This is a genomic window from Arenibacter amylolyticus, assembly GCF_002150785.1.
Taxonomy (GTDB): Bacteria; Bacteroidota; Bacteroidia; order Flavobacteriales; family Flavobacteriaceae; genus Arenibacter; species Arenibacter amylolyticus.
This window is the reverse complement of the sequence record NZ_MTAZ01000007.1, coordinates 26,063-52,033: the sequence shown is the minus strand read 5'-3', so window position 1 is coordinate 52,033 and position 25,971 is coordinate 26,063. Positions and strand designations below refer to the sequence as shown.

Below are 25,971 nucleotides of genomic sequence, written 5' to 3'. Positions count from 1 at the left end.
ATTAAAATGACCGCTAAGGTCCCTTTTACCCTGTGTCCAAGTTGGTACATGGTTATCGTCTTGTTTTTCACTATAGTTATTGGCCTAGAAAGGGAGTTGTGTCTTTAGGCTGATGCTTATAGAAATAATTCTTTAGACTCCGCTACTCATTGGGATTTATGGGATTTAAAGGAATAATCAAGATGGTTTTAGGCTACAAAGAATAAAGTGGTTTTGTGCTCGTTTTGTATAGGAATTGGCGTTGCAAGTGGTATTGTATGCGGTTTAAATGTTGTTGATTTACAGCTAATTCCTATTCTTAACTTATACTAAATCCCTTTGTAAAGAGTTATAGTATTAACTCCTGTAAATGATAGGGAGATTATACAATATGCGGATAATAAGCTATTCCCTGGGGGTGTTACTGTTGTTTACGGGTGCGGTGTTTGCGCAAAACTCACCGGATTGTAGAAGTGCTATTCCCGTTTGTGCCGATGCGCCCATAAACGGAACGGCCGATGGCCATGGTATTGACGATTTTGATCCCGATGAAGTGCGGCAATCTGGTTGCCTGGAAAAAGGGAGTAATGTATCCTCCAATATCGAGTACAATACGTCTTGGTATGTGTTTAGGACCGGAGCGGACGGACAGCTAGGTTTTGATATCGAAGCCCTACCAGTGCCAGGGGGACCGGATGTGATTACTGCAGAATGGGATTTTGCCGTTTATGGTCCGGATGTCAATTGCTTGGAAATAGGAGCGGGGAACATAGAGCCAATACGGTGTAATTTTGAGACCAATGAAACCCGATTTACCGGTGTGGGGATTAACCCTGAAAGTGGCCAGGAAGGTGCGCCTTTTGTAAAGCAAAGTAGGAACACTTATGATGAATGGCTAGAAGTGAAGGAAGGGGAAATTTACTATATCTTAATCAATAACTGGAATACTAATTTTGATGAGGAAGCAGAATCCTTTGTGCTGACATTTACAGGTAGTACCGTTGATGCAGATCAGGATAATGCGTTGGATTGTACCCTTAGGGATCAGTTTTTGGGCTTGGATATCGTTGCCTGTGAAGGGGATCCTGATATTACCCTATCTGCTATGAACTCTCCCGTAGGTCCTAATCTTGCCAGTGTGGTGTGGACGGTAGATTATGAGGGTGATGGGGTAGTGGATGCTACCTTAACGGGAAGCGGACCCTCTGGCGCGGAATTGGTGGTGCAAAGTCCTAACTCCGGCAGCTATATGGTAGAGGTGACCAATGTATTTGCTCAGCAGGCAAGGGATACTATTCAAATTACCTATTTTGGGGATCCCGTGTTGCAAGAGGTGCTGGTGCTAGAAGATGTATCCGACAATAATAAAGTGGAAATAGTGGTGGGTAATCCAGATGGGAATTTTGAATACGCCCTAAACGGGTCGGACTTTCGGGACAGTCCTGTTTTTACCAATGTGCCCCCAGGAGAGAATACGGTTGTTATTAACGATAAAAATGGGTGTGGCACCACCGCGCCAATTCCCTTTCTGGTAGTAGGCTATCCCAAATTTTTTACACCCAATGGAGATGGTATCCACGACTATTGGCAGGTGTACGGTATTGCAACATTAGCCAATCCCGTAGTATTTATTTTCGATCGGTATGGGAAGCTCCTTAAGCAGTTAGATGTGAACTCTGCGGGCTGGGATGGTACCTTTAATGGCAGGCCTATGCCTTCTTCGGATTATTGGTTTAAAATGGAGTATTCCCAAGACGAAGGTGGAATGCTGGTGGCAAAAATGGTTCGTTCCCATTTTACCCTAAAAAGGTGATGGTGGCCCATATAAGGCATCATGGCCCTAATAATGAATCGTAGAATGGGAAGGAAGGCGATTAGGGTTGTACGGGTGGAACTTGACTATTAAAACAAAGAAAGACGGGATATTTCCCGTCTTTATATTTCTATAGGTGTCATATTTATTTTTAGAAGTTAAGGGTGTACCCTAAGCTGAAGACCGAATTCTTGTTGGTGATATTGACCGGGGTTGGCATGCCTGTTTCATACAAGGATTTACGGTAATCCTGTGTGGCTTCGCTAAAAGAAAAGTCCAGCCTACTTCCGCCAAAGTTATACCCTATTCCCGCAGAATAACCGTTTAGGTCGCCCACGGTATTGCCATCGGCATACGGACTCTGTTCGTACCGATACCCAGCACGTAGGCTTAAAGCGGCTAGTCGGTATTCACCACCAAGTCTAAGGGTAGATACCCCGCCTAGTTCCTTGGCAATTATATTGTTCTCTAATGAAAAACTGGGGTCTGCAGTAGGTTTTATCTTGGCTTTGGACATGTCTTGGTAGCTATAATCTAAGCTAATGAGTCCCTGCTGACCAAAGATAACAGCCAAACTTCCCGTTAATTTTGCTGGGGTTTGTATGGTATATTTCTCAAATACGTTCACAACATTAAAGTTGATAAAGGAAATATCGTCATCTGCTAAGTCTGAATTTATCTTTTGGGAAGTCTCGTCCGAGAGGTTGTACCAGGTAGGGGATTGATAACTACCTCCAACCCTAAGGTTGTCTCCTACTTTTCCTATGGCCCCCAAGCTAAAGGAAAATCCATTTCCTTGGGTTCTTAGGAGATTGTCGAAAGAGGTGTTTTTTATTTCCGAATCCGAATCAAATCCGTTTTCGGTAAGCTGGCTGAGCTTTTCAAATAATACATTGTGAAAATTTAAAGAAGCACCCAGATAAAGGTTGTCGCCATATTGCCCCGCTAAATTGGCAGTGAACTTGCCATTATGCCCCGTGGTACTTTCAAAATAGCGTTGATTTACAGTGCTGTATCTCGCATTGGAAATATAGCTGGTATTGTTGTTGTCCGACTCATCCATGGGGTCTATGATCCCCCCGAAATATCCTAGAAAAGCCTGTTGTTCTGCGTAGCCATAGCTAGCTCCTATGTCTAAATAGGCTTCTTCCAGAAACTCGTTGTCCTGTAGCAACAGGTCGCCAAAAGGGACTCCCCCAGCAAAATTCAAGAAGTAGTTGTCTATCCCTTGATCGCTATTTCCGGTGATATAAGTTTCATTGTCAAAACTCCTCGCCATATCGTAATTAAATGCCAGGGATACCTTTTTCCAATTATCGTTCCTGCTTTTAAAAACAAACACTCCGCCTAATTGGTTTAGATCAAAAGCGTTGATGGTGGTGGCGTTAAAGGATGAGAAGTAGGTTGCATCGTTCTGCTGACGGTTTTTAGATCCGGTAATGGTAAATAGGCCGTGGTTAAATACTGCAGATCCAGCCGGATTGGCATTTAGGGCCGATAAGTCCCCGCCAAGTGCCCCAAAAGCACCGCTCATTGCTTGGTAGCGTGCAGTTCCCTGAAGCGATTCGGTGCTGTAGCGCACCACGTCGTTAATGTTTTGGGCACTTGCGTATGCGCATGCCAATAGTAGAAAGAAAGTGTTGAGTCTTCTCATCTTAATAAATTTTGGATGTCTATTTTGAAATATAGCCTATAGCAGGGTTTTAGTTGCCTCTAGATCTACTGCCAGATGATCTGCTAGAGGAGCTACTGCTCCGTACGCTTCCTGAGGAAGATCTAGGTGGACTGCTGCTTCTAATAGTACCGCTGGAAGATCGTTGGTTGCTTCCCGAGCTTCTAATAGTACTACTGCTAGGTCTGCTAGTGCTTCTGGTGCTTCGGTACGTAGAAGTCCTAGGAGCGCTTGTGCTACGACTGCTTCTGTAGGTACTATTGCTGGGCGCACTGCCTTTGTAGGTTTGGGTGCTACGAGTTCTGCTGTTATAATTGGGCACCGCCCTAGTGCTTCTGCTGGTTCTATAAGATCTGTTTCTGTCCAAGGCATCCACTCCAACCCTAGTTCTAGTATTGGTGCTGCTTCTATAACGACTGTTGTTATTAGTAGAAGACTGTCTGGAAACATTGCTGCGCGTTCCATTACTCCTATATCGGGTGGAGTTGTTGTTAGTGCTTACGTTAGACCTGCTGCGTAAAGAATTGCTTCTGTTCAGGGTGTTAGATCTGTAAACGCCTCGTCTACTAGCATTGTACGCATAGTTTCTATTGTAGTTGTAGTAACCCGGTCTGTAATAGTGGTTATAATAAGGTCTGTAGTAAGGGTAGTAGTAGGATCTGTAAGGGTAGCCCCATCCGTAAGAATAGCCGTAACCGCCCCATCCCCAATAATAGGGACTATAAGAATATCCGTAGCTACCGTAAAAGCCCCAACGCCATGGGTTGTGGTAGCCTCTGTAGAAACCGCGATAAAACCAGGGGCTTCCCCAGCCATAGTAGAAGTCGTTATATCCCCAATTGTCATAGATATTAATGCTCACGTTGGTAGGATTGTCTCCCCAAGCGGCGTAACCTCTGTAGTCATTATTGGCGCCATAGGCATTTATATCAGCCTGAGCATACTGGCCATCGCCTTCCATATCGCCGTAATATCCATCTATATCGGTGAAAATTTCGCTGTCTAGAATCTCCCCAAATTCATCAGCTTTTTGTCCAAAATATTCCCCGTAGTTATTTTGTTTTGTCTCAAGGCGTTGATTGTTAGCCTGCCTGTGCTGTCTAGGCTGTTCCTCGCTTTGTGTTCTGCTGGCATAGATGCCATCATTGTCATAATAGGAGGCTGATTGATAAGAGCCACAGGAAACCACCAGCAAACCCAAAAGGAAAAGGGGGATCCGTATGTGTATTTTGCTATGAAGTAGGGAGTGTATCATCGTTAAAAATTTAATTGTTCGACTTTGTAAAAATAGTTAGTTTTGCGGAACTATTCTATATTAACATAAGTCACAAGTTTTGTGCCAAACTTACTAGCATGGGTAAAAAATTAACGAAAAGAGCAGAGGACTATTCCAAATGGTATAACGAGCTGGTGGTGAAGGCAGATTTAGCTGAAAACTCAGGGGTTAGAGGGTGTATGGTCATTAAGCCATATGGTTATGCTATATGGGAAAAAATGCAGGCCCAATTAGATAAAATGTTCAAGGAAACCGGACATGAGAATGCCTACTTTCCTTTGTTTATCCCAAAGTCGTACCTAAGCAAAGAAGCCAGTCACGTAGAAGGATTTGCCAAGGAGTGTGCCGTGGTTACACATTATAGACTAAAAAATGCCGAGGATGGTAGTGGAATAATTGTAGACCCCGAAGCTAAATTGGAAGAGGAGCTAATAGTTAGGCCAACTTCCGAAACTATTATATGGGATACTTATAGGCGATGGATACAGTCTTATCGAGATTTACCTCTTTTAATTAACCAATGGGCCAATGTGGTGCGTTGGGAAATGAGAACCCGTCTCTTTCTTAGAACGGCAGAGTTCTTATGGCAAGAAGGGCACACTGCACACGCTACCGAGAAAGAAGCGGTGGCAGAAGCAGTACAGATGATGAATGTGTATGCAGAGTTTGCAGAGGAATATATGGGAGTGCCTGTGATAAAAGGTACCAAAACTGCCAGTGAACGTTTTGCCGGAGCATTGGATACCTATTGTATAGAAGCCTTAATGCAGGATGGAAAAGCCTTGCAAGCGGGGACATCGCACTTTTTGGGTCAAAATTTTGCCAAAGCCTTCGATGTAAAGTTTGCAAATAAGGAAGGAAAGCAAGAATATGTATGGGCTACCTCTTGGGGTGTTTCCACTAGGTTGATGGGTGCTTTGATCATGACTCATAGTGATGATAATGGTTTGGTGTTGCCACCAAAGTTGGCCCCTATACAAGTAGTAATTGTTCCTATCTATAAAGGAGAGGAGCAGTTGGATGCCATTTCTGACAGGGTGGCTCCCTTGGTGAAGGAATTACGTTCCAAAGGGATTTCAGTAAAATATGATAATAGGGATACCCAAAAGCCAGGATTCAAGTTTAATGAGTATGAGCTAAAAGGAGTTCCAGTGCGTTTGGCCATAGGACAACGCGATATGGATAACAATACCTTTGAGGTGGCTAGAAGGGACACCTTGGAAAAGGAAACCGTTTCTGCCGATGCCATTGTAAGTAAGATTGAGTTTCTATTAGAGGATATGCAGAAGAATATCTTTAAGAAAGCATTGACCTATAGAGAGGAGCATATTACTGAAGTGAGTTCCTATGAGGAGTTTAAAGAAGTATTGGAAACTAAAGGTGGATTTATTGCTGCGCATTGGGACGGGACTGCCGAGACCGAGGAGTTGGTGAAAGAAGAGACCAAGGCTACCATTCGTTGTATTCCTATAGAGGGTGAAAACGAGGAAGGAGAATGTATGGTAACCGGGAAACCGTCTGCCAAAAGAGTCCTTTTTGCACGGGCATATTAATTTTTTAAAAATTTTTTGCTTAGTGCTTGCGAACCTTAAAAATAGTTGTATTTTTGCATCCGCAATTAGGAATTAGTTGGTCCGTTCGTCTAGGGGTTAGGACGCCAGGTTTTCATCCTGGTAGCAGGGGTTCGAATCCCCTACGGACTACAAAGGTTTTTTGAAATATTAATTTAGGATTAGGACAGTGCATCGGCAAGGTCCGTAAATCAAAAATTAGAATGGTCCGTTCGTCTAGGGGTTAGGACGCCAGGTTTTCATCCTGGTAGCAGGGGTTCGAATCCCCTACGGACTACATAGTAGCGAAAGGGATAGCTCCCATTAAAAAATTATAATTAAAAAGAAATGGCAAACCATAAGTCAGCAATAAAGAGAATCAGAAGAAACGAGGCAGTACGTTTACGTAACAGGTACCAGCACAGAACAACTCGTAATGCAGTAAGAAAATTGCGTGCAGAAGAGGATAAGGAAGCTGCTGAGAAATTATTGCCAAGTGTAGTAAGCATGATCGATAGATTGGCAAAGCGTAACATTATTCACGCTAACAAAGCTGCTAACCTTAAGAGTAAGCTTACTAAGCAAGTAGCTGCACTCTAACGCTATTTATTATAACGGTATTTAAGAAACGCCCTTTCCTGATGGAAAGGGCGTTTTTTTGTTGGGTCTTGGTTAACGCTATAACTATTTAGCCCCTTAGCTTCGTTTGCTGGATAGGATCCAGAATTTACGCTTCATCTTTAAAAGACCAACTATAAAACATATGTATAGGAGGCACACTAAACTTAGATGAATCCTCCTTAGGTGTATGTACTCGTTTATTTTATAAAGGTAATTATGATATCTAATAACCTTAATGGGGAGGTAGCCTGCATAAAAAATAAAAAGTCCAATACTGATCCACTTTATACCCTCAAACCTAAACCCTTGTCTTTCTTGTATCTTTTTCCGTTCTAAAAATAGCAGTATCGTACATAGGAGAATAAGTAGCCCTCCTGCCAAATAACTGAATATTTGGGATTCCAATATAAAACTCTGTAGAAAGACGTTGGCTATAGTAACAACCAGGAATATTATGCTTCCGTATAGGATTATTCTTTTGTATTTAGGATGTGTCAAATAGCTCCAATACACATAAAAAAAGAAGCTGAAGAAGATAATATTGTAGATGTTGTAGATAATTACATTATGCGCTACAAAAGCCGAGAAAATGGTAATATCGTATACTTCGTAATTTTTGGTGATATAGCCCAGTAACTCTGTAAGGAAGGTGTACATGGCTATGACCGGGAATAGCTTTAACGGGGTGTTGTAGTACTTTGGGTATTTGATTAATGCTACCAGTACCGTTAAGCCGTATAAGGGTCTGTATAAGTTCTCCAGTATTAGGTCTATAAATGCCTTTTCCATTGGTGGGGGTGAAATAGGGTGCAACGAGTCTTGAGCTGTCTTAATTCTCCGTATATGGTGGAGGGGTCATATCTGCCTCGTTCAGGATGAGGCTTGTGTTTTTGGCAAACAAGGTTTTGTTAGTAAAGTTGGGGAGCATGGAAGCTTCCATCTTTTCATTGTCTTGTTCTTGACTTGGGGTGGCATTCCCTTTTTTCTTAGGGTTTAAGTTGTTTGTTAGAAGGATGGGAGTTCGGTTGCCAGCGTCATCCTCTTGGATATAAAAGGCATAATCCTCCTTTTTATCGTCTTTTGTTGTGGGTATTAGAAAAAAGGAGTTTTGCTTAGGGTGCTTAATCTTTCTGCCGTCTTTAAAAGTCTCCTGATCTGGATAATTGGAGAAATAAAAACGTAAAGTTGAGATCTCCACATTGGCCTTTTTTGCTTCCTGTTCAATATAGTTTAAGTAGTCCTTTATGGTTTGGTAGTCATAAGATCCAAATCTGGCCACGTCAAACTTTTTTTCTGGACTTTGTTCGTTCTCAAATCTTTCTATGAGTCCTACGCGGCGCTCTCCATAGGCATCGTACATCTGTTTTGCTTGCGCAACGGAAACTATCTGTGCGGGTGCCTTTACAGGGGTAGGGGCTGGTTCTGGGGAAGGTTTGCAGGAGGCAATTGCTAATAAAAGTAGGGTTAATAGTGCGCTTGGTTTTGCAACTTTTTTTAGATACTTCATAAGGTTGGTTATTTAGATTGGTTGGTGTTATTAGGTTATTTCGTTATAAAGACTGGGGGGAGCCTGTTAAATTACTGATAATACCGCGCTTAAAAAATAAATATACTTCAAAATATCATTAATTGGTGTCTGAAGTCCGTTTATAAATGTCTGTAGGTTTCAGGTATAAGGGAGGGGAGTAGTGCGATTATTGGGGTAGGGTGTCCAGAATAATTCTTGGGAAAAGGATGAGGAAAGGGTGTTTCATGTTGCATGAAAAAAAACTCCCGATTGGCAAATTTGTCAATCGGGAGTAATAATTTATCCTACGGTTAGCGCTAAATGCTACTGATTCATGGTCAGTAAGAACTCTTCGTTGTTCTTGGTTTGCTTAAACCGCTGTTCTATGAATTCCATAGCTTCTACAGGATTCATATCTGCCAAGTATTTTCTCATGATCCACATACGCTGAATGGTGTTTTCATCCAACAGTAGGTCGTCCCTCCTTGTACTGGAAGAGGTGAGGTCTATAGCAGGGAATATTCTTCTGTTGGAGATTTTTCTATCCAACTGAAGTTCCATGTTACCGGTTCCTTTAAATTCCTCAAAAATCACCTCGTCCATTTTAGATCCAGTTTCGGTAAGTGCCGTTGCTATGATGGATAAAGATCCACCTCCTTCGATGTTTCTGGCAGCTCCAAAGAATCTTTTTGGCTTGTGAAGTGCGTTCGCATCCACCCCTCCACTCAATACTTTTCCAGAGGCTGGCTGTACTGTGTTGTAAGCTCTTGCAAGACGGGTGATAGAATCTAATAGGATTACTACATCGTGTCCACATTCTACAAGACGTTTTGCTTTTTCCAATACAATATTGGCAACGCGCACGTGTTCTGTAGCTTCCTTGTCGAAAGTAGAGGCTACTACCTCGCCGCGTACATTTCGCTGCATGTCTGTAACTTCTTCCGGTCTTTCGTCAATTAGAAGGATAATTTGGTATACCTCTGGGTGATTGGCGGCAATACCATTGGCAATATCCTTAAGCAACATCGTTTTACCAGTTTTTGGCTGGGAAACAATCATCCCTCTTTGGCCTTTTCCAATAGGGGAGAATAGGTCAATTATGCGGGTAGATATAGTGCTTTGGCGTTCTGCCAAGTTAAATTTTTCCTGAGGGAAAAGCGGGGTTAAGTGCTCAAATGCAACTCGGTCCCTAACTATTTGTGGGTCTATTCCGTTAATCTTGTTCACCTTAATTAGCGGGAAATATTTCTCTCCTTCTTTTGGAGGTCTAACGTTACCTAAAACGGTATCCCCTGTTTTTAATCCAAATAACCTAATCTGCGATTGGGATACGTAGATGTCATCTGGGGAAGAAAGGTAATTGTAATCGGAAGACCTTAGAAATCCGTAACCATCCTGCATAATATCTAGTACACCCTCGCTTTCAATTATACTGTCAAATTCGTATTCGGGTTCCTTATATTTATTTTTTAAGTCCTTGTCAAAGTTGCTGTTTCCTTTGTCTGCGTTTGACTTTTGGTGGTGTGGACTTTTCTTGTGTTGTTGCTTGTTGGGTTGCCCCGTGTTTTGTTGACTGGAGTTCTTCTGATGATCTCTCTTTGTAGGGCCCGAAGCGTTTTGTGTGCGTGGGGTTCTTTCTGGTCTGCTCTTCTCTTGCTTTTGGTCCTCCGAGGGTGATTTGGAAGCCGGTACGCGTTTTTTGACCGGAGTATCGGTACCCTCCTCTTTTGCTTTGGTGGGTGCCGGACCTGGTTTTTCAGCAGGGGCAGGTGGATCCTTTTTAACTACCCTGGCCCTTTTGGGCTTGGGGTCCGTCTTCTCGGGCTGCACAGCGGCTGCGGTTAGGTTCTCCTGGACAATTTTGGGGTTGGAAGCCTGAACGTCCAAAATTTGATAGACTAAATCCAGTTTTTTTAAAGATTTAAACTTGGCTACATTTAAGCCTTTGGCTATTTCCTGAAGCTCAGGAAGCTTTTTTGATTTTAATTCTGAAATTTCAAACATTAAGTTTTGAATAAATTATACGTATTTCGAAAGTATGAAGTATACTGTACTTGTTTTGGGTAATAAACCGGGCGTGTAAGCCCTTGTTGGTAAGTGATTTGACTTATAACAACGCAAAATTACAAATAATTTTCAATATTTAGTGGATAAATTTTAAAAAGACGCTTATTTTTGCTTTCTAATAGACGATAAGAATTCATGATTCAAAGAATACAGACTCTTTATTTAATTGTGGTTATCATTCTTGGGGCAGTTTTGCCCTTTTTTGTGAATCTATGGTCCGATGCCGCTGGGAACGAAATATATGCGGATAAAGCAGTATTCGTTTCACTTGCCTTTTACGGGAGTGCAGTTTTGGCATTGGTGGCCATAATGATGTATAAAAATAGGAAAAATCAATTTGTGATGAACAGATTGAACATGATATTGAATCTTTTTTTACTAGGATTTTTCGTTTATCGATCTCTAAACTTATCCGGAGAGACCTCGGTTTCAGAGAAGGGTATTGGGATGCTGATTCCTGTATTTTCTATCGTTTTTTTAGTGCTGGCTAACAGGGCTATTAAAAAGGATGAAGATCTTGTAAAATCTGTGGATCGTTTACGTTAAGCCTAACATCTTAGTAGTATTAGTGCGTTAAAACCCGGGGTTGTTCCCGGGTTTTTTTATGGGCTTTTATCCACCTCTTTTCCCTAGTTCTATAATCTCCAGATCTTTGATCTCTTCCCCGTCAATGACAAATCTTAGCATGGTTCTCATCTGATGAAAACCGTGGGTTCCGCAGGCACCGGGATTCATATGGAGTAGGTTTAATTTTTTGTCCCACATAACTTTTAGAATGTGGGAATGTCCTGAGATGAATATCTTAGGTGGATTCTCTTTTATTTTTTCCCGTATGCGCGTATTGTATTTGTTGGGGTAGCCACCGATATGGGTGATCCATACATCTACGCCCTCACATTTAAATCGGTTGTCTAACGGAAATTCCAATTGTATCTTATGCTCATCTATATTTCCGTAAACACCTCTGAGCGGCTTAATTTCTTTGATGGCATCCGTGACGGCTAAACTTCCGATGTCACCGGCATGCCATACTTCATCTGCCTGTTTCACATATTTCAATATTTGCTCGTCCATATGGCTGTGGGTGTCGCTCAGTAGTAATATTTTAGTCATATTGTTTCTTTACTTTTTTTGAGGAGGGGAACTCCTTTTTTAGGTGCAGTGATGTTAAGTAGCCTTAGTCCGTTTATGGGCTGCTTAGCGGTTCCATCGCCAAAAAAAATGTTTTTAATAAAGTCCAAAGGGGATGCGCTAAGGAATCTTTTTTATTTTTTCTAATCCAGAACAAGTATCTTTGCCATCCACAAAACTAATTGATTCTGTTGAGATATTTCATCCAATTTTCATATCACGGGAAAAGGTATCACGGCTCGCAAATTCAGCCCAATGCGCTTACTGTACAGGAGGTTTTGCAGCACGCCTTGTCTCTGTTGTTAAGGGAGACCATTCAGATTACGGCGGCGGGTAGAACGGATGCTGGGGTGCATGCCAAGGTGATGTTTGCTCATTTTGACTGTAGTTTGGTTTTGGAAACGGAGGCCTTGTGCCAAAGGTTGAATTCGTTTTTGCCCCCAGATTTGGCGGTGCAAGCTATTTTTCCTGTCCCCGAAACGGCCCATGCAAGATTTGATGCAACGGAGCGAACTTATGAGTATTGGGTGGTTAATGAGAAGGATCCATTTTTAAATGATGGAGCCTATCATGTGAAATATCCGTTAAATATTGCCCAAATGAACAAGGCAGCCAGTATTTTAGTGGGACAGAAAGATTTTGAATGCTTTTCCAGGTCTAATACCGATGTAAATACCTTTAGGTGTGATCTTCGGAGCGCAAATTGGACAGTGGATAATAATAAATTGGTGTTTACCATTGTGGCCGACCGATTTTTGCGCAATATGGTGCGTGCCATTGTGGGAACATTAATAGATGTGGGAAAGGGAAAGACTTCCTTGTTAGAGGTTGTCTCCATATTAGAGAGTAAGGATAGAAGTAGGGCCGGGGCATCCGTACCGGCAAAAGGCTTATATTTAACAGCAATTAAGTATCCGGATAATAGTATAGGAAAACATGGATAAAGATACCGGTAAGGCATTTGATTTTAGATTGTTTAGGCGATTGCTAAGGCATGTGAAACCTTATATGGCAACGTTTTTTGGCGTTGCCGTGTCGGCTATATTGCTTTCGGGATTTGCTGTGTTGACCCCTATTTTGGTGGGGGAGATTGTAGACAATGCCATTACCAATAAGGATAGTGCCAAATTGTTAAATCTTATTCTGGCCATGGTGGGCGTATTGTTGGGAGAGGTGATTTGCCAGCTGTTATTTAATTACTACGCCAATTGGTTGGGGGAGTCCGTAATTAAGGATATCCGAATTCGTCTTTTTCAGCATTTGATGAGTTTTAAGATGAAGTACTATGACAATTCCTCCATTGGTTTGTTGGTAACCAGGGCCGTTACCGATATGCAACGAATAGGGGAAATCTTTAGTCAGGGCTTCTTTGTAATTGTCTCGGATCTTTTAAAAATGGTGGTAGTAGCCTCCGTAATGCTCTTTACTAATTGGAAACTGGCCTTGATCGTTTTTGCGGTTTTGCCAATACTATTGTACGCTACCAGATTGTTTCAGCAAGCAATGAAGGTTGCTTTTATAGAAGTTAGGGCACAGGTTTCCAATTTAAACTCCTTTGTACAAGAGCGTATTACGGGAATGAAAATAGTGCAGCTTTTTACCCGTGAGGAAATTGAAAAGGAAAAGTTTAGGGAAATCAATGAAAAACATCAAAACGCCTGGCTGAGAACAGTCTGGTATAACTCCATCTTTTTTCCTATTGCCGAGATTGTTTCTTCTATTACGGTGGGGTTAATCGTTTGGTATGGCGGACTTCAGAATGTGGCCAATATAGGGAAGGAAGAATACGGAACCATTTTTATGTTTATACTGCTTTCCAGTATGTTGTTTCGTCCTCTAAGGCAAATAGCAGACAAGTTTAATACCTTGCAGATGGGAATGGTTGCCGCAAATAGGGTCTTTAAAATTTTGGATACCAATAGCAATATTGAAGATCTTGGTACGGTGGAAAAAGATACTATTAAGGGGGATATAGAGTTCTGTGATGTGCGTTTTGGATACTTGGAAGATGAAGAGGTGTTACACGGCGTCTCTTTTAAGGTGAACGCTGGGGAGACCATAGCCATTGTAGGGGCAACGGGTGCGGGAAAATCTACTATTATTAATTTGTTAAACCGATTCTATGAGATTAATTCGGGCAGCATTAAAGTGGATGGCGTAGATATTAGGGATTATAAATTAAGCTCCCTCCGATCTAAGATTGCTGTGGTGTTGCAAGATGTTTTCCTGTTTGCCGATACCATCGCAAATAATATTTCTTTAAAGGATGATGAAATTACCGAGCTGCATTTGGAGGAGGCCGCCAAGCAGATTGGGGTACATCAGTTTATAACTAGTCTCCCGGAAGGCTACCGCTATAATATAAAGGAGCGTGGAACTATGCTTTCTAGTGGTCAAAGGCAGCTTATAGCCTTTTTAAGGGCTTATGTAAGCAATCCCAGTATTCTGATACTGGATGAGGCTACCTCTTCGGTAGACACCTATTCCGAACAGTTGATACAAAGGGCTACCGAAAAAATTACAGAGGGCAGAACGTCTATAATTATTGCTCATAGACTGGCAACTATTAAGAAAGCCGATAAAATATTGGTAATGGATCAAGGGAAGATTGTGGAAATGGGCACCCATAAAGAGCTCTTAAAGCAAAATGGGTATTATCAGAACCTGTACGAAGCCCAGTTCTTAACCGAAGAGGTGCTGTAAAGAGGGTATTGCTGTTTGGGTTATTCTTGTGAATTCTAAGTCTTACCTCTGCTTTTAGCAGTGTAATTACATAAGGTCTTCCTTTATTTGGCTGGCTAACTCATCCAAATTATTGAACAGTATAAATTCTCCGTTTTTAATATAAGAGATAAGTCCGGTTTCCTCGCTAACAATTAATGCCAGGGCATCCGTTTTTTCCGTAATCCCTACCGCTGCTCTATGTCTTAGACCAAATCTTAAGGGGATGGTACGTTCATTGGATACCGGTAGAATTACTCGGGTGGCTACAATATAATTGTCTTGGATCACCGCAGCTCCATCGTGTAAAGGGCTGTTCTTATAAAAGATACTTTCTATGATGGGCTGGTTAATTTCAATGTTCATTTTATCCCCGGTAGATTTTACAAAATCCAAAGAGTTATTTCTTTCTATTACCAAGAGGGCCCCGGTCTTGGTGCTGCCCATTTTCTCGCAGGCACTGATCAAGGCATCCACATTGGTTCCTATGGAGAGTCCGTCTTCCCGCATAAACTTAAAATGTTTTAAGAAGTTGCGTTTAGAGGCAAGGTTGGTAGAGCCTACCATTAATAGAAATTTTCGTATTTCTTGTTGAAAGACAATAATAAGGGCAATAAGTCCCACCTGCATAAAGCCACCAACCATACTGCTGATCATGGTCATATCTAAGACCTCAGTCAATTTCCAAAATGCCCAGACTATGACAATCCCTATAAAAATATTAATGGCAACCGTTCTGCGTACTAATTTGTATATGTAGTACAACAAGATGGCCACCAAAAAGATGTCTATTAAATCTGTTACGTTAAAATCTAAGAAATTTAGAAAATCCAATGTTAGGGTTTTTGTAAAAATAGGAAATAAGAAAGAACCCCAAATTAAATCAGGGAAAAATATTGAGGTCTTCCTCTTTTGTTTTTGTGGGATTTCACTGTAGCCTTCACCGGTCGTTATGCCTGTAGGGCGTTGTAAATGGTGATGCATTCCATGGCCTCCTTTACATCGTGCACCCGTAATATGTGGGATTGCTTGGAAAGAGCAAACATGTTTAACGCGGTGCTGCCATTTAAGGCTGCTTGTGGGGTGGAATTTAAAAGTTTATAGATCATGGACTTCCTGCTGATTCCTGTAAGCAGGGGCAACTCCAATTGATGGAACAATTCCATTTTCTGCATAACCTCATAATTTTGTTCCAGGGTTTTTGCGAACCCAAACCCGGGATCTATAATCAGATCGTTTATTCCTTCCTTTCTCGCTAAGAGAATCTTTTCCGAGAAGTAGTATAGAATGTCTCCTAGGAGATCTTGGTAGTCTGTTTGCTGAGCCATATTTCTGGGGTTTCCCTTGGTATGCATCAAAATATAGGGAACTTGATGCGAGGCTACCGTGGCCATCATTTTTGGGTCTAGGCTTCCTGCCGAAATATCGTTTATCAAGGCAGCGCCAGCTAATATGCATTCGTGGGCAACCTTGCTCCTAAAGGTGTCAATGGATAATAAAATATTTGGAAAGGTCGCCACCAATAGCTCTACGATGGGAAGGATGCGTTGTAACTCCTCTTCCTCGCCAATATGTAGGGCTCCAGGCCTACTGCTATACGCCCCCAGATCTATAAATGTGGCTCCCTCCTGTAGCATTTTCCCTACCTGGGTCTTAATTTCATCCTCATTTTTATATCGGCCCCCATCATAAAACGAATCTGGAGTGACGTTGAGGATTCCCATCACCTTAGGAGTGTTAAGATCTACTAAATTTCCTTTGCAATTTATGGTCATAAGTTTAATAAGATAAAAGGGCTCAAAACTTTGGGAAGTTGCTTAAAAACCTCGATTTTTGATTTCCTTAAAAATTTAGGCGAAATTTACACAAATTAGATTAATTACATGGGTAAAACCTCTAAGCAATACGATACCGTAGTAGAAAAATGTAGGGACCTCTTTCAGAAAAAGATGCATGATTACGGGAGTGCATGGCGCATTTTACGATTGCCTTCTCTTACAGATCAAATCTATATAAAGGCACAGCGCATAAGGGGTTTGCAAGAGAACCAAGTGCGTAAGGTAGACGAGGATGAGCAATCCGAGTTTATTGGGATTGTAAATTATTCCGTTATGGCCTTAATTCAACTGCAAAAAGGGGTAGTAGACCAGCCAGATCTTTCGGTTGCGGAGGCCGTAAGCCTATATGATGAACACATCGCTATAGCAAAAACCTTGATGGAGAATAAAAATCACGATTATGGGGAAGCCTGGAGAGATATGAGGGTTAGCTCCTTAACAGATCTTATTCTGCAAAAATTACTTAGGGTAAAACAGATAGAGGATAATAAAGGAAAAACACTGGTAAGCGAGGGTATAGACGCCAATTACCAGGACATGATCAATTATGCCATATTTGCAATGATTCTTCTTGATTCTAATGAGCAAGAAGATTAAAAAGCTATATAAAATTTAATATGAAATATTTAGTAGGATTTAGTCGTGCCGTAGTTGGGTTGTTATTTATTATTAGTGGACTGATAAAATTGAACGATCCCGTTGGATTCTCTTTTAAGTTGGAAGAATATTTTAGCGCTGGGGTATTAAACCTCCCCTCGCTAGAACCCATTGCTTTGGAAATTTCCATCGCATTGGTAATTTTAGAAGTTTTGCTGGGGGTTATGCTCTTGGTAGGATTCCGTATTAAATTTACCATATGGAGCTTGCTGGTAATGATTGTATTCTTCACCTTCCTTACCTTTTATTCGGCTTATTTTAACAAGGTTACGGATTGTGGGTGTTTCGGGGATGCCATTAAACTTACCCCATGGGAATCCTTTGCCAAGGACATTGTGCTGTTGGTGCTCATAATTATCTTGGTACTGGGCATGAAGACCATTAAGCCTATTTTAGGAAATGGAGCAAAAAGATTTATTGTAGGGCTTACTTTGTTGGCTTCCGCTATCTTTGTATACCATGTGCTTCATCATTTGCCGGCGGTAGATTTTAGGCCCTATAAAATTGGAGCCAATATAGAAGAGGGGATGACGGTGCCCGAAGGAGCGCCGATGCCCATTTTTGATTATGCATGGAAATTTAAGGTAGACGGGGAAGAACAGATTATTGTTACCCAAGGAGATTATCCCAGTGTGGAGGGAGAGTTTATAGGGGTGGAGACTACGGAAGTGCAGAAGGGATATGAGCCTCCCATTCACGATTTTACCATAGAAAAGGAGGGAGAAGACTTTGCAGCGTCCCTTTTGCAGGAGCCAAAGTTAATGATGGTCATAGCCTACGATTTAAGAAAAGCGAACCTCAATGTATTTGGGGAAATTAAAAGCTTATCGGAAAGAGCTGTTAAAAATGGCTATAAGGTAATCGGGATGTCGGCCTCCGACTCGGATTATACAGGGGGAGTAAAAAAGGATTATCGATTGAATTTCGACTTTTACTTTACTGACGAAACCACCTTAAAAACTATGGTAAGATCCAATCCTGGTATCTTGGTCTTGGAAAAGGGAACCATCACGGAAAAGGTCCATTATAATGATATAAAGAAACTGAAACTAGAATAGCCCCAATTATGATTCCCTTTGGTGGGGAGTAGTATTGGTTAAGTAGATAGTAAAAGAACAACAACCTAATTAAAAGAACATGAGAAGTAAAATTGTAGCAGGAAATTGGAAAATGAATAAAAACTTGGCGGAAACCGAAGCGTTGTTGGCTGATCTTTCCGCTAAATTGCCAGAAACCAAGGCAGAAGTAATGGTAGCACCCACTTACGTAAACCTTGCGGCGGCTAAAAAGGCGTTGGAGTCCTCGGCGGTACAAGTAATTGCACAGAATGTGCATTTTGCGGAAAACGGTGCCTATACAGGTGAGATCTCTGCGGATATGTTGTTGGGAATCGGCGTAGATACCGTAATTATTGGGCATTCTGAAAGGAGAGCCTATTTTGGTGAAACAGATGAGATTCTTGCCAAAAAAGTGAAGGCCGCATTGGCTAAAAATATGAGAGTGATGTTCTGCTTTGGAGAAGAATTGGCAGATAGGAAATCTGATAATCATTTTACCGTAGTAGAGAGTCAGTTGAAGAATGCATTGTTTGATTTGGACGCTTCGGACTGGAGTAAGATTATATTGGCCTATGAGCCTGTTTGGGCCATTGGTACCGGGGAAACCGCCTCGCCAGAGCAAGCACAGGAAATGCACGCATTTATACGTAAGGCTATTACCGATGCTGTAAACGCTGAGGTAGCTAATAATGTATCCATTCTTTATGGAGGTAGTGTGAAGCCTAGTAACGCAGAAGAGATTTTTTCCAAGCCAGACGTGGATGGCGGACTCATTGGGGGAGCTTCTTTGGTAGCAGATGATTTTGTAGCGATAATAAACGCTATTTAAGTAAAGTATTATTAATGTTAACTGCTGAACCACATCAATTTCAGCAAGGGACTGCTTCCCTAAAAGGATTTGATGTGGTTATACCAGTAAACTGCGGTCTCCATAAATGCATGGAGGTCTAGCTGCCTGGAATATTGAACCAGGTTCCATTTTATTCAATATTAAGTACACGCTATGTCTAATTCCATTTATTTAGAGTACAATTTTACGGTAAAACCCCTGCAGCCAGCTTCGGATATTTTGATCGCCGAATTGGGAGAACGTGGCTTTGAAAGCTTCGTGGAAACCGATGAGGGAGTACAAGCCTATATTAAAAAGGAGGAATGGAATCCTGAAATTTTAGAGGGTTTAGCAATTCTTAGTAATAGCCTGTTTGCTATAGAATACTCATTTGTGGAAATAGAACAGGAGAACTGGAACGCCACCTGGGAGCAGAACTTTAATCCGATACAAGTAGGAGATAAGTGTGTGGTACGTGCCCCTTTTCATGAAAAGCCAGAGGTGGAGTTCGATATTGTTATAGAGCCAAAGATGAGCTTTGGTACTGGGCACCATGAAACTACCCATATGATGTTGCAGCACATCTTGGAACACGATTTTAAAGGGAAGTCGGTCCTAGATATGGGGAGCGGAACCGGGGTATTAGCAATTTTGGCGGCCATGAAAGGAGCCAAAAGCATCGATGCGATTGATATTGACAATTGGTGCTATTTAAATGCTTTGGAAAATGTGGAGCGAAACAATTGTAATCATATTAAAGTATACGAAGGAACCGCCGATTTATTGGTAGATCAACAATACGATATTATTATTGCGAATATTAATAGAAACATCTTGCTGGAGGATATTCCGGCCTATGTGAAATGTCTTGCTCCAGATGGACTGCTGTTCTTAAGTGGTTTCTATGTGGAAGATATTCCAATAATCACCGAAAAGTGTGAGGAGGTAGGGCTCAAATTTGAAAAAAAATTGGAAAAGAACAATTGGGTTGCGGTAAAATACGTAATTTAGATAGTTATGAAAATTGATTCTATGAGTACCAAAGAAAAAGTCTCGGAGGAATTACTTTTGGATGAAGAGACTGCTAATCAGAATGAAATAGTTCTATTTAATGACGATGTCAATACTTTTGATCATGTTATTGAAACCTTGATCAGAGTTTGCGATCATGCGCCAGAACAGGCAGAACAATGCGCTTTAATTGTTCATTACAACGGTAAATGTACCGTTAAAACTGGGGATTATAAGGAGTTGGAGCCAAGATGCACCCTGCTTTTACAGGCAGGATTAAGTGCAGAAATCGTATAGCGCTCTTATTTTACAGGTTTAATCTTCCTTCACTACCCATGCCATAAGGTCTTATTAAATAACTTTATAAAAGGATGATTGCTAAGCAGTTTCCATGATCAGGAAGTTGTAAATGTAAACGTTTACTGTCCTAGGCAATGTTAGCTCCCCATAATTCCATTCGCTAAACTCTTATAGAGCATCCTATGCATCCACCTAATTATGGGGTGCACTGCCAATAGTGTTGGAGGGGATAAAATGGTCTTATATGAAAGAAGACTTCATCCTATAGTAAAGACGGGGTATTACAGTAATGCATTCTCCAAGAGGATACTTTTCACCTCGTGCAAATAAGACCTTCCTATAGTATACCTAATCCCGCCAATCTCAATGCTATTGCCCTCTATGGCATCCACTTTATCAACAGCAATGGTGTAAGACCTGTGAATTCTTAAAAACTTGTCCTCGGGAAGCTCTTCCGTAAAGCTGGTAAGTGTGCTATGGACAATAAAATTATTGGTTTTGGTGCGTATTCGGATATAGTCCTTTAAGCTCTCAATTACCGTAATCTCGTCTAGATATACCTTCTGCATTTTCTTCTTATCTACCTTTACGAAAATACTGGGATTTTCTCCAGGCATAGGGTGCTTAGGGTGCTTGGTCCCTTCCTTAAGTTTAATGATCCTATTCACTGTTTTTAGAAAGCGGGGAAAAGGAATGGGTTTCATTAAATAGTCTATCGCCTCTAATTCAAAACTTTTTAAGGCATATTCTTCGTGAGCGGAGGTGATAACCACCATGGCGTCAGTATTTAGGGTGTTAAGAAATTCCAAGCCGCTCATAATGGGCATGTTGATGTCTAGGAAAACAATATCTACCTCATTTTTCTGAAAAAATGAGGAGGCATCAATAGCATTGGTAAAAGTGGCCTTCAATTGTAATTCCTTAATTTGGGCCACGTAGTTCTTGATTATTTTAACCGCTAGTGGCTCATCATCAATTATTGCTACTGTATAACTCATTGTACCTTTAATTTTAGAATTACATTAAACGTTTTGTCTTTTTCAAATATGGATAGATGGTAATCTTCAGGGGCATACCCTAGTTCCAATCTTTTTTTTACATTCTCCAGGCCAATTCCACCTTCCTTGGTTAACGGAATAAGGTTTGTTTTATTTTCTGGGATGGTATTGATTGCTTTAAAGTATAAAAACGATTCTTCTATAACAATATCGATTGTGATGTCCATCTCGCCTATATTTTTATTGGCCCCGTGTTTAAAACAGTTTTCTACAAGGGGGATCAATAGCATGGGGGCGATGGTTTTGTTGGTTGGATCTCCCGAAATATTAAAATTGATTCGCAGGGACTCATCAAACCGTATCCGTTCTAAGTCTACATAATTTTCAATACAATTTAATTCCTTGCCAAGTTCTTGATGATTTTTTTTGGTTCCGTAGAGCAAATAGCGCATCAGTTCGGATAGTTTTATAATTATCTGTGGAGCTCGGTCCGATTTTTCCAAGCTGAGTGCATAGATGTTATTTAGGGTGTTAAAGAAAAAATGCGGGGAAACCTGTGATTTCAGGAACTTTAGTTCCGTGGTAAGCTGCCTTTTTTCCAACTCATGAAGTTTGTTGCTTTCATTAAGCCAATCTATGGTAACTTTAATGGCCGTGACAAAGGCAATCACATAAAGCTCCCCTAACATGGTGGTAATTGCATAGTTGAGGGTAAGACCAGTGGCATTTTCAGGTCCTTCTGGCCATACATCAGTGCTTACTAAATAGTAGGTTAGGTTATATTTCACCAAAAGCATTACAAAGAGAGAACTCAATATCAATAAGGTGAATTTTACGTACTTTTTGGTGTAGACAAATTTGGGCATTAAGTAGTACACGTTAAAATACGCCAAGGCCATATGAATGGGAAATCCTAATAGGTTGGTTTTAAGGGAATATTCAAAATCGTTGTGCAAGCTGGTCCAACGCAGGGTGTTAAAAACAAAATAAACCAGCCAGAACACTAGGTGGTGTTTGTAATTAATACGATAATCCCTGGATGTATTGTGATTAAGCAATTGGTCTATCCCATCATTTAATGGCATATGCTATAACGGTTGGTTATTCCTTATAAGGACGTAGTGCCTCATTGGATGGTTGTTGGTCTAATTTTGTTTTGGTCGGTATAAAAATGTCAAATATTTGAAATCGATCTGGGTTATTGGTTTAAATTTGCTTTCCTCAGGGTCGAAACCTTAATAATCACGAAATTTAGCAAAAAAATAGGAACACTGGCCTTTTTTAGTGAAATCTCATTGAGGAGACCTTGATGTAAAGTGAATAATATCTAATTGAAGTAACTTGTAAGTACGTGTTTAAAATTTTATAAAATGTTTAATTTGATGAAGTACAAAGGAAGGTTTGGGATGATAGCCCTAGTTGCGCTGTTGGCGTCTTTGGGTTTAAAAGCCCAAGATACTCCCAGAAGCTATATTGCCCATATGACCAATGAAGCCATAGTGGTAGATGGAAAGATGGATGAAAATTCCTGGAGAATGGCCCCTTGGTCGGAAGACTATATAGATATTGAAGGCCAACTTACTCCCACCTATAGAACCAGAATGAAGATGTTATGGGATGAGGACTATCTTTACGTGCTGGCAGAAATGGAAGAACCTCATATTTGGGCGACCCTAAAACAACGTGATACCGTTATTTTTTACAATAACGATTTTGAAATCTTTATAGATGCCGAAGGGGATACCCATAATTACTATGAATTTGAAATGAACGCTCACAATACGGTATGGGATCTATTCCTTACCAAACCATACCGGAACAACGGTAAGGTAATAGATAGTTGGGATATACAAGGAGTGAAGTCGGCCGTGGATATTAGGGGTACACTTAATAATTCCTCCGACACGGATGAGGGGTGGACGGTAGAAATAGCGCTTCCCTGGAAAGTGATTACCGAGGCTTCCAAAGATGGCAGGGTGCCGGAAAACGATTTTTGGCGACTTAATTTTTCAAGGGTAAACTGGGATTTTGATCTAACGGAGGGGCGGTATTCCCGAAAAAAGGATGAAAAAGGAAATTACCTCCCAGAATACAATTGGGTATGGTCTCCTCAAGGTGTTATAAATATGCACGAACCCGAACATTGGGGGTATGTATATTTCTCATCGGAGCCAGTAGGTGCTGAGGTTCAATTTTCCATTCCCCAGGACGATCATATTAAATGGTATCTGTATTCACTCTACAGGGGGGTACTGCATAAGGAAAAAGATGCCGAGAAGAAAGTTGGGAAGCCTAAGGAGATCTTGGGCGCTGTAATACGGCCAACCATAGAAAAACATCAATCTGGCTATAATATTTGGGTTAAGAGCCCTTTTAGCGGAAATGTCCTATTGATAAAGGAAGATGGACAGTTTATAAGTTTAAATAATAATTAATTAAAAGTAACTAGTTAATAGGTTTAGTATGAAGAGAATAGTGGGGAAATGGTTGGGAGTAACGATGCTTGTAGCATTAATAGGCTGTGGAGGACAATCTCAGAAGCAGTTTACGGAAAACGATATCAATATTATTCCCAAGCCAGATAAAGTGGAGTTAATGGCAGGGGCGTTTGTATTTAATGAGGATACCAGGTTTGTAGTCCCTGAGAAATACGCTGAGGTGACGGATGTCTTACTCAATAAATTTGAAGCAGCAGCGGGATGGCAATTGGAGGTGGTAGATGCCGCCCCCTCTAAAAACTATGTGAAGTTGGTCCTTGATCCAGCAATGGGAGAGGAGGCCTATACGCTGAAAGTTACTGAAGAAAATGTACTGGTAACCGCTAAGGGGTATTCCGGATTTTTATATGGGTTGGAATCTGTTAGGCAATTGCTTCCGGTAAGCATAGAAAGTGATACCCAGGTAACAAATGGCGATTGGGTTATTCCTGCTGTAGAGATTAAGGATAGTCCGCGATTTAAATGGCGTGGATTTATGATGGATGTATCCCGTCATTTCTTTGAAAAGGAATATGTTTTGGCAACTATAGACCAATTGGCATTGTTGAAAATGAATACCCTACACCTGCATTTGGTGGACGACCAAGGGTGGAGGATTGAAATTAAAAAATACCCAAAACTTACGGAGGTAGGTGGCTTTAGGGTAGATCAGGAAGATAAGCATTGGGATGCCAGACGAACCCCAGAACTAGGGGAGGAGGCCACCTATGGCGGATATTATACCCAGGAAGATATAAAGGAAATTGTAGCCTATGCCACTAGCAGGGGGATTAATGTGGTGCCAGAGATAGAAATGCCTGCTCATGTGATGAGTGCTATAGCAGCATATCCGGAGCTTTCCTGTTTCCAAAATCCTATTATGGTTCCTTCGGGCGGAGTTTGGCCTATTACAGAAATTTATTGTGCAGGGAAAGAGTCTACCTTCGAGTTTTTAGAAAATGTATTGATAGAAGTAATGGAGCTGTTCCCATCTCCCTATATTCACGTAGGAGGGGATGAGGCTACCAAGACCAATTGGGAAATTTGTCCCGATTGTAAAAGAAGGGTAAAAGAGGAAGGATTGGCTAACGTAGAGGAGCTGCAAAGCTACTTTATTAGAAGGATGGAACAATTTATAAGTTCTAAGGGGCGCACCTTAATCGGTTGGGACGAAATATTGGAAGGTGGACTGGCACCGGGTGCTACGGTAATGAGCTGGCGTGGATTTGAAGGGGGCTTAAAAGCCTCTGAAGAAGGGCACGATGTAGTGATGTCTCCAACCTCACATTCTTACTTCGATTATTATCAGGGGAATCAAGATGTAGAGCCTATGGCATGGGGCGGATTTACCCCATTGAGCAAGGTGTACGAATTTGACCCAGTGGTGGAAGGAATGTCTCCAGAGCAGGAAAAACATGTACTAGGGGGTCAAGCAAATTTATGGTCAGAGTTTGTACCTACTGAAGCACAATCACAATATATGACCTACCCCCGTTTGGCGGCATTGGCAGAATCTGTTTGGAGTAAGAAGGAAAACAAAAGTTGGGCCGACTTCTCAAATAGGGTTCAGGCGATGTTTAAAAGGTACGAGGTGATGGGAATTAATTACGCTAAAAGTGCCTTTCAAGTAACTACGGATGTAACCGTGGATTCAGAAACGGGTACGCTTTCCATTGCTTTGAAAAATGAGTTTCCAAATTCGGATATTCGATATTCATTAGATGGCAGCGATATTGATGGTGATTCTCAGCAATATGAAAGTCCCATAGTCTTGGATAAGACTACCCAGGTAAAAGCGCAGGTATTTAAGGATGGAGAGCCCGTGGGTGCCCAATTGGAGAAAACCATCAATTTCCACAAGGCCGCGGGGAAACCAGTGACCTATTTAAATAAATACCACGATAGCTATCAAGGAGCTAAGGATGTTGGGATGGTAAATGTGGTAAGAGGTTCCAAAAACTTTCACGATGGTCAATGGCAAGGATGGCTGGGAGATGATATGGAGTTGATTATCGACATGGAAGAGCCCACGGAAATTGAACGGGTTACTGTGGGAGCTTTGGAGAATCAGGGCTCTGGTATTTATTTTCCAGTGGAAGTGGAAGTTTTGCTGTCCAATGATGCTAAGTCCTTTGATAGGGCTGGTGTCTTGGAAAGAGACTATGCCGCAAATACGAAATCTGAATTAAAGGATTTTATCATCGATCTTACAAAGCAATCTGCTAGATATATCAAGGTAAAAGCTATCAATTTGGGAACGCCCCCTACTGGTGGTGGATCTTGGTTGTTTATAGATGAGATTATCGTAGAGTAAAAGTTTTTGAGAGGTATACTTTGTATCTCTCATTTAACTGATTCGCCTAAAATAAGCCGATATAAAATTCGGCTTGTTTTAGGCGTTTCTATTTTATAGAAATACGTTGCCAGAAGATTACCTTGTGAGGGTGGTTGCAATCCAAGCCAGGG

The 25,971-nt window shown here is 41.2% G+C and carries 23 protein-coding genes and 2 tRNA genes; 15 read left to right on the top strand and 10 right to left on the bottom strand.

What is annotated here, in order from left to right:
• Window positions 1-349: 349 nt before the first annotated feature.
• Window positions 350-1,792: a T9SS type B sorting domain-containing protein gene (locus tag BV214_RS04415; protein ID WP_317045164.1), complete on the top strand. Its 1,443-nt coding sequence runs from the start codon at window positions 350-352 to the stop codon at window positions 1,790-1,792.
• A 151-nt stretch (window positions 1,793-1,943) separates the two neighbouring features.
• On the opposite strand, the gene BV214_RS04410 is transcribed toward BV214_RS04415, so the two are convergent.
• Window positions 1,944-3,446, bottom strand: coding sequence for an OmpP1/FadL family transporter (locus tag BV214_RS04410; RefSeq protein WP_086476276.1), 1,503 nt, complete (start codon window positions 3,444-3,446; stop codon window positions 1,944-1,946).
• Window positions 3,447-3,495: 49 nt separating this feature from the next.
• Window positions 3,496-4,719: a hypothetical protein gene (locus tag BV214_RS16635; RefSeq protein WP_140157714.1), complete on the bottom strand. Its 1,224-nt coding sequence runs from the start codon at window positions 4,717-4,719 to the stop codon at window positions 3,496-3,498.
• Window positions 4,720-4,817: 98 nt separating this feature from the next.
• Between BV214_RS16635 and proS the strand changes: the two genes are divergently transcribed.
• The 4 genes from proS (at window position 4,818) to rpsT (ending at window position 6,890) form a co-directional block, all read left to right on the top strand.
• On the top strand, window positions 4,818-6,293 hold the full coding sequence (proS, locus tag BV214_RS04395) for a proline--tRNA ligase (protein ID WP_086476273.1): 1,476 nt from the start codon (window positions 4,818-4,820) through the stop codon (window positions 6,291-6,293).
• 78 nt (window positions 6,294-6,371) lie between these two features.
• Window positions 6,372-6,443: transfer RNA gene (locus tag BV214_RS04390), tRNA-Glu, on the top strand.
• A gap of 73 nt (window positions 6,444-6,516) precedes the next feature.
• Window positions 6,517-6,588, top strand: a tRNA-Glu gene (locus BV214_RS04385).
• 50 nt (window positions 6,589-6,638) lie between these two features.
• Window positions 6,639-6,890, top strand: a complete 252-nt coding sequence (rpsT, locus tag BV214_RS04380) for a 30S ribosomal protein S20 (protein ID WP_086476272.1) — start codon at window positions 6,639-6,641, stop codon at window positions 6,888-6,890.
• A gap of 96 nt (window positions 6,891-6,986) precedes the next feature.
• Here rpsT and BV214_RS04375 read toward each other — a convergent pair whose 3' ends face one another.
• The 3 genes from BV214_RS04375 to rho form a co-directional block, all read right to left on the bottom strand.
• On the bottom strand, window positions 6,987-7,700 hold the full coding sequence (locus BV214_RS04375) for a hypothetical protein (RefSeq protein WP_086476271.1): 714 nt from the start codon (window positions 7,698-7,700) through the stop codon (window positions 6,987-6,989).
• A gap of 40 nt (window positions 7,701-7,740) precedes the next feature.
• Entirely contained in the window at window positions 7,741-8,418 is a 678-nt protein-coding gene (locus BV214_RS04370) for a hypothetical protein (RefSeq protein WP_086476270.1), read from the bottom strand.
• A gap of 324 nt (window positions 8,419-8,742) precedes the next feature.
• Complete coding sequence (rho, locus tag BV214_RS04365; protein ID WP_086476269.1) at window positions 8,743-10,422, bottom strand: transcription termination factor Rho; 1,680 nt, start codon at window positions 10,420-10,422, stop codon at window positions 8,743-8,745.
• A gap of 198 nt (window positions 10,423-10,620) precedes the next feature.
• Here rho and BV214_RS04360 point away from each other — a divergent pair, with 198 nt between their 5' ends.
• Complete coding sequence (locus tag BV214_RS04360) at window positions 10,621-11,031, top strand: DUF4293 domain-containing protein (protein ID WP_086476268.1); 411 nt, start codon at window positions 10,621-10,623, stop codon at window positions 11,029-11,031.
• Window positions 11,032-11,097: 66 nt separating this feature from the next.
• On the opposite strand, the gene BV214_RS04355 is transcribed toward BV214_RS04360, so the two are convergent.
• Complete coding sequence (locus tag BV214_RS04355) at window positions 11,098-11,598, bottom strand: metallophosphoesterase family protein (RefSeq protein WP_086476267.1); 501 nt, start codon at window positions 11,596-11,598, stop codon at window positions 11,098-11,100.
• A gap of 209 nt (window positions 11,599-11,807) precedes the next feature.
• Between BV214_RS04355 and truA the strand changes: the two genes are divergently transcribed.
• Both truA and BV214_RS04345 read left to right on the top strand, forming a co-directional pair.
• Window positions 11,808-12,560 (top strand): tRNA pseudouridine(38-40) synthase TruA, encoded by a 753-nt coding sequence (truA, locus tag BV214_RS04350; protein WP_086476266.1) that lies wholly within the window; start codon window positions 11,808-11,810, stop codon window positions 12,558-12,560.
• Window positions 12,553-14,319: an ABC transporter ATP-binding protein gene (locus tag BV214_RS04345; RefSeq protein ID WP_086476265.1), complete on the top strand. Its 1,767-nt coding sequence runs from the start codon at window positions 12,553-12,555 to the stop codon at window positions 14,317-14,319. Before truA ends, BV214_RS04345 begins: the two co-directional genes overlap by 8 nt.
• A gap of 66 nt (window positions 14,320-14,385) precedes the next feature.
• Here the strand turns inward: BV214_RS04345 and BV214_RS04340 are convergent, their stop codons facing one another.
• Together BV214_RS04340 and folP are read right to left on the bottom strand one after the other, a co-directional pair.
• Complete coding sequence (locus BV214_RS04340) at window positions 14,386-15,171, bottom strand: diadenylate cyclase (protein ID WP_086476361.1); 786 nt, start codon at window positions 15,169-15,171, stop codon at window positions 14,386-14,388.
• A gap of 116 nt (window positions 15,172-15,287) precedes the next feature.
• Window positions 15,288-16,112: a dihydropteroate synthase gene (gene folP, locus BV214_RS04335; protein ID WP_086476264.1), complete on the bottom strand. Its 825-nt coding sequence runs from the start codon at window positions 16,110-16,112 to the stop codon at window positions 15,288-15,290.
• A 108-nt stretch (window positions 16,113-16,220) separates the two neighbouring features.
• Between folP and BV214_RS04330 the strand changes: the two genes are divergently transcribed.
• The 5 genes from BV214_RS04330 to BV214_RS04310 all read left to right on the top strand — a co-directional run bounded on the left by BV214_RS04330 (window position 16,221) and on the right by BV214_RS04310 (window position 20,027).
• The gene (locus tag BV214_RS04330; protein ID WP_086476263.1) at window positions 16,221-16,772 is read left to right on the top strand and encodes a DUF1599 domain-containing protein; all 552 of its coding nucleotides are present in this window, start codon (window positions 16,221-16,223) and stop codon (window positions 16,770-16,772) included.
• A gap of 20 nt (window positions 16,773-16,792) precedes the next feature.
• Complete coding sequence (locus BV214_RS04325; protein WP_086476262.1) at window positions 16,793-17,890, top strand: BT_3928 family protein; 1,098 nt, start codon at window positions 16,793-16,795, stop codon at window positions 17,888-17,890.
• A gap of 79 nt (window positions 17,891-17,969) precedes the next feature.
• Window positions 17,970-18,719, top strand: a complete 750-nt coding sequence (gene tpiA / locus BV214_RS04320; RefSeq protein ID WP_086476261.1) for a triose-phosphate isomerase — start codon at window positions 17,970-17,972, stop codon at window positions 18,717-18,719.
• A gap of 174 nt (window positions 18,720-18,893) precedes the next feature.
• Entirely contained in the window at window positions 18,894-19,730 is an 837-nt protein-coding gene (prmA, locus tag BV214_RS04315) for a 50S ribosomal protein L11 methyltransferase (RefSeq protein ID WP_086476260.1), read from the top strand.
• 21 nt (window positions 19,731-19,751) lie between these two features.
• The gene (locus BV214_RS04310) at window positions 19,752-20,027 is read left to right on the top strand and encodes an ATP-dependent Clp protease adaptor ClpS (protein WP_086476360.1); all 276 of its coding nucleotides are present in this window, start codon (window positions 19,752-19,754) and stop codon (window positions 20,025-20,027) included.
• A 284-nt stretch (window positions 20,028-20,311) separates the two neighbouring features.
• On the opposite strand, the gene BV214_RS04305 is transcribed toward BV214_RS04310, so the two are convergent.
• Window positions 20,312-21,028 carry a LytR/AlgR family response regulator transcription factor gene (locus BV214_RS04305; RefSeq protein WP_086476259.1) on the bottom strand — a complete coding sequence of 239 codons (717 nt, stop codon included), beginning with the start codon at window positions 21,026-21,028 and terminating at the stop codon, window positions 20,312-20,314.
• Window positions 21,025-22,113 (bottom strand): sensor histidine kinase, encoded by a 1,089-nt coding sequence (locus BV214_RS04300; protein WP_086476258.1) that lies wholly within the window; start codon window positions 22,111-22,113, stop codon window positions 21,025-21,027. The genes BV214_RS04305 and BV214_RS04300 overlap by 4 nt, the downstream gene beginning before the upstream one ends.
• A 297-nt stretch (window positions 22,114-22,410) precedes the next feature.
• Between BV214_RS04300 and BV214_RS04295 the strand changes: the two genes are divergently transcribed.
• Together BV214_RS04295 and BV214_RS04290 are read left to right on the top strand one after the other, a co-directional pair.
• Window positions 22,411-23,463 carry a carbohydrate-binding family 9-like protein gene (locus BV214_RS04295; protein ID WP_086476359.1) on the top strand — a complete coding sequence of 351 codons (1,053 nt, stop codon included), beginning with the start codon at window positions 22,411-22,413 and terminating at the stop codon, window positions 23,461-23,463.
• A 28-nt stretch (window positions 23,464-23,491) separates the two neighbouring features.
• Entirely contained in the window at window positions 23,492-25,819 is a 2,328-nt protein-coding gene (locus BV214_RS04290; protein WP_086476257.1) for a beta-N-acetylhexosaminidase, read from the top strand.
• The last annotated feature ends 152 nt before the right edge of the window (window positions 25,820-25,971 follow it).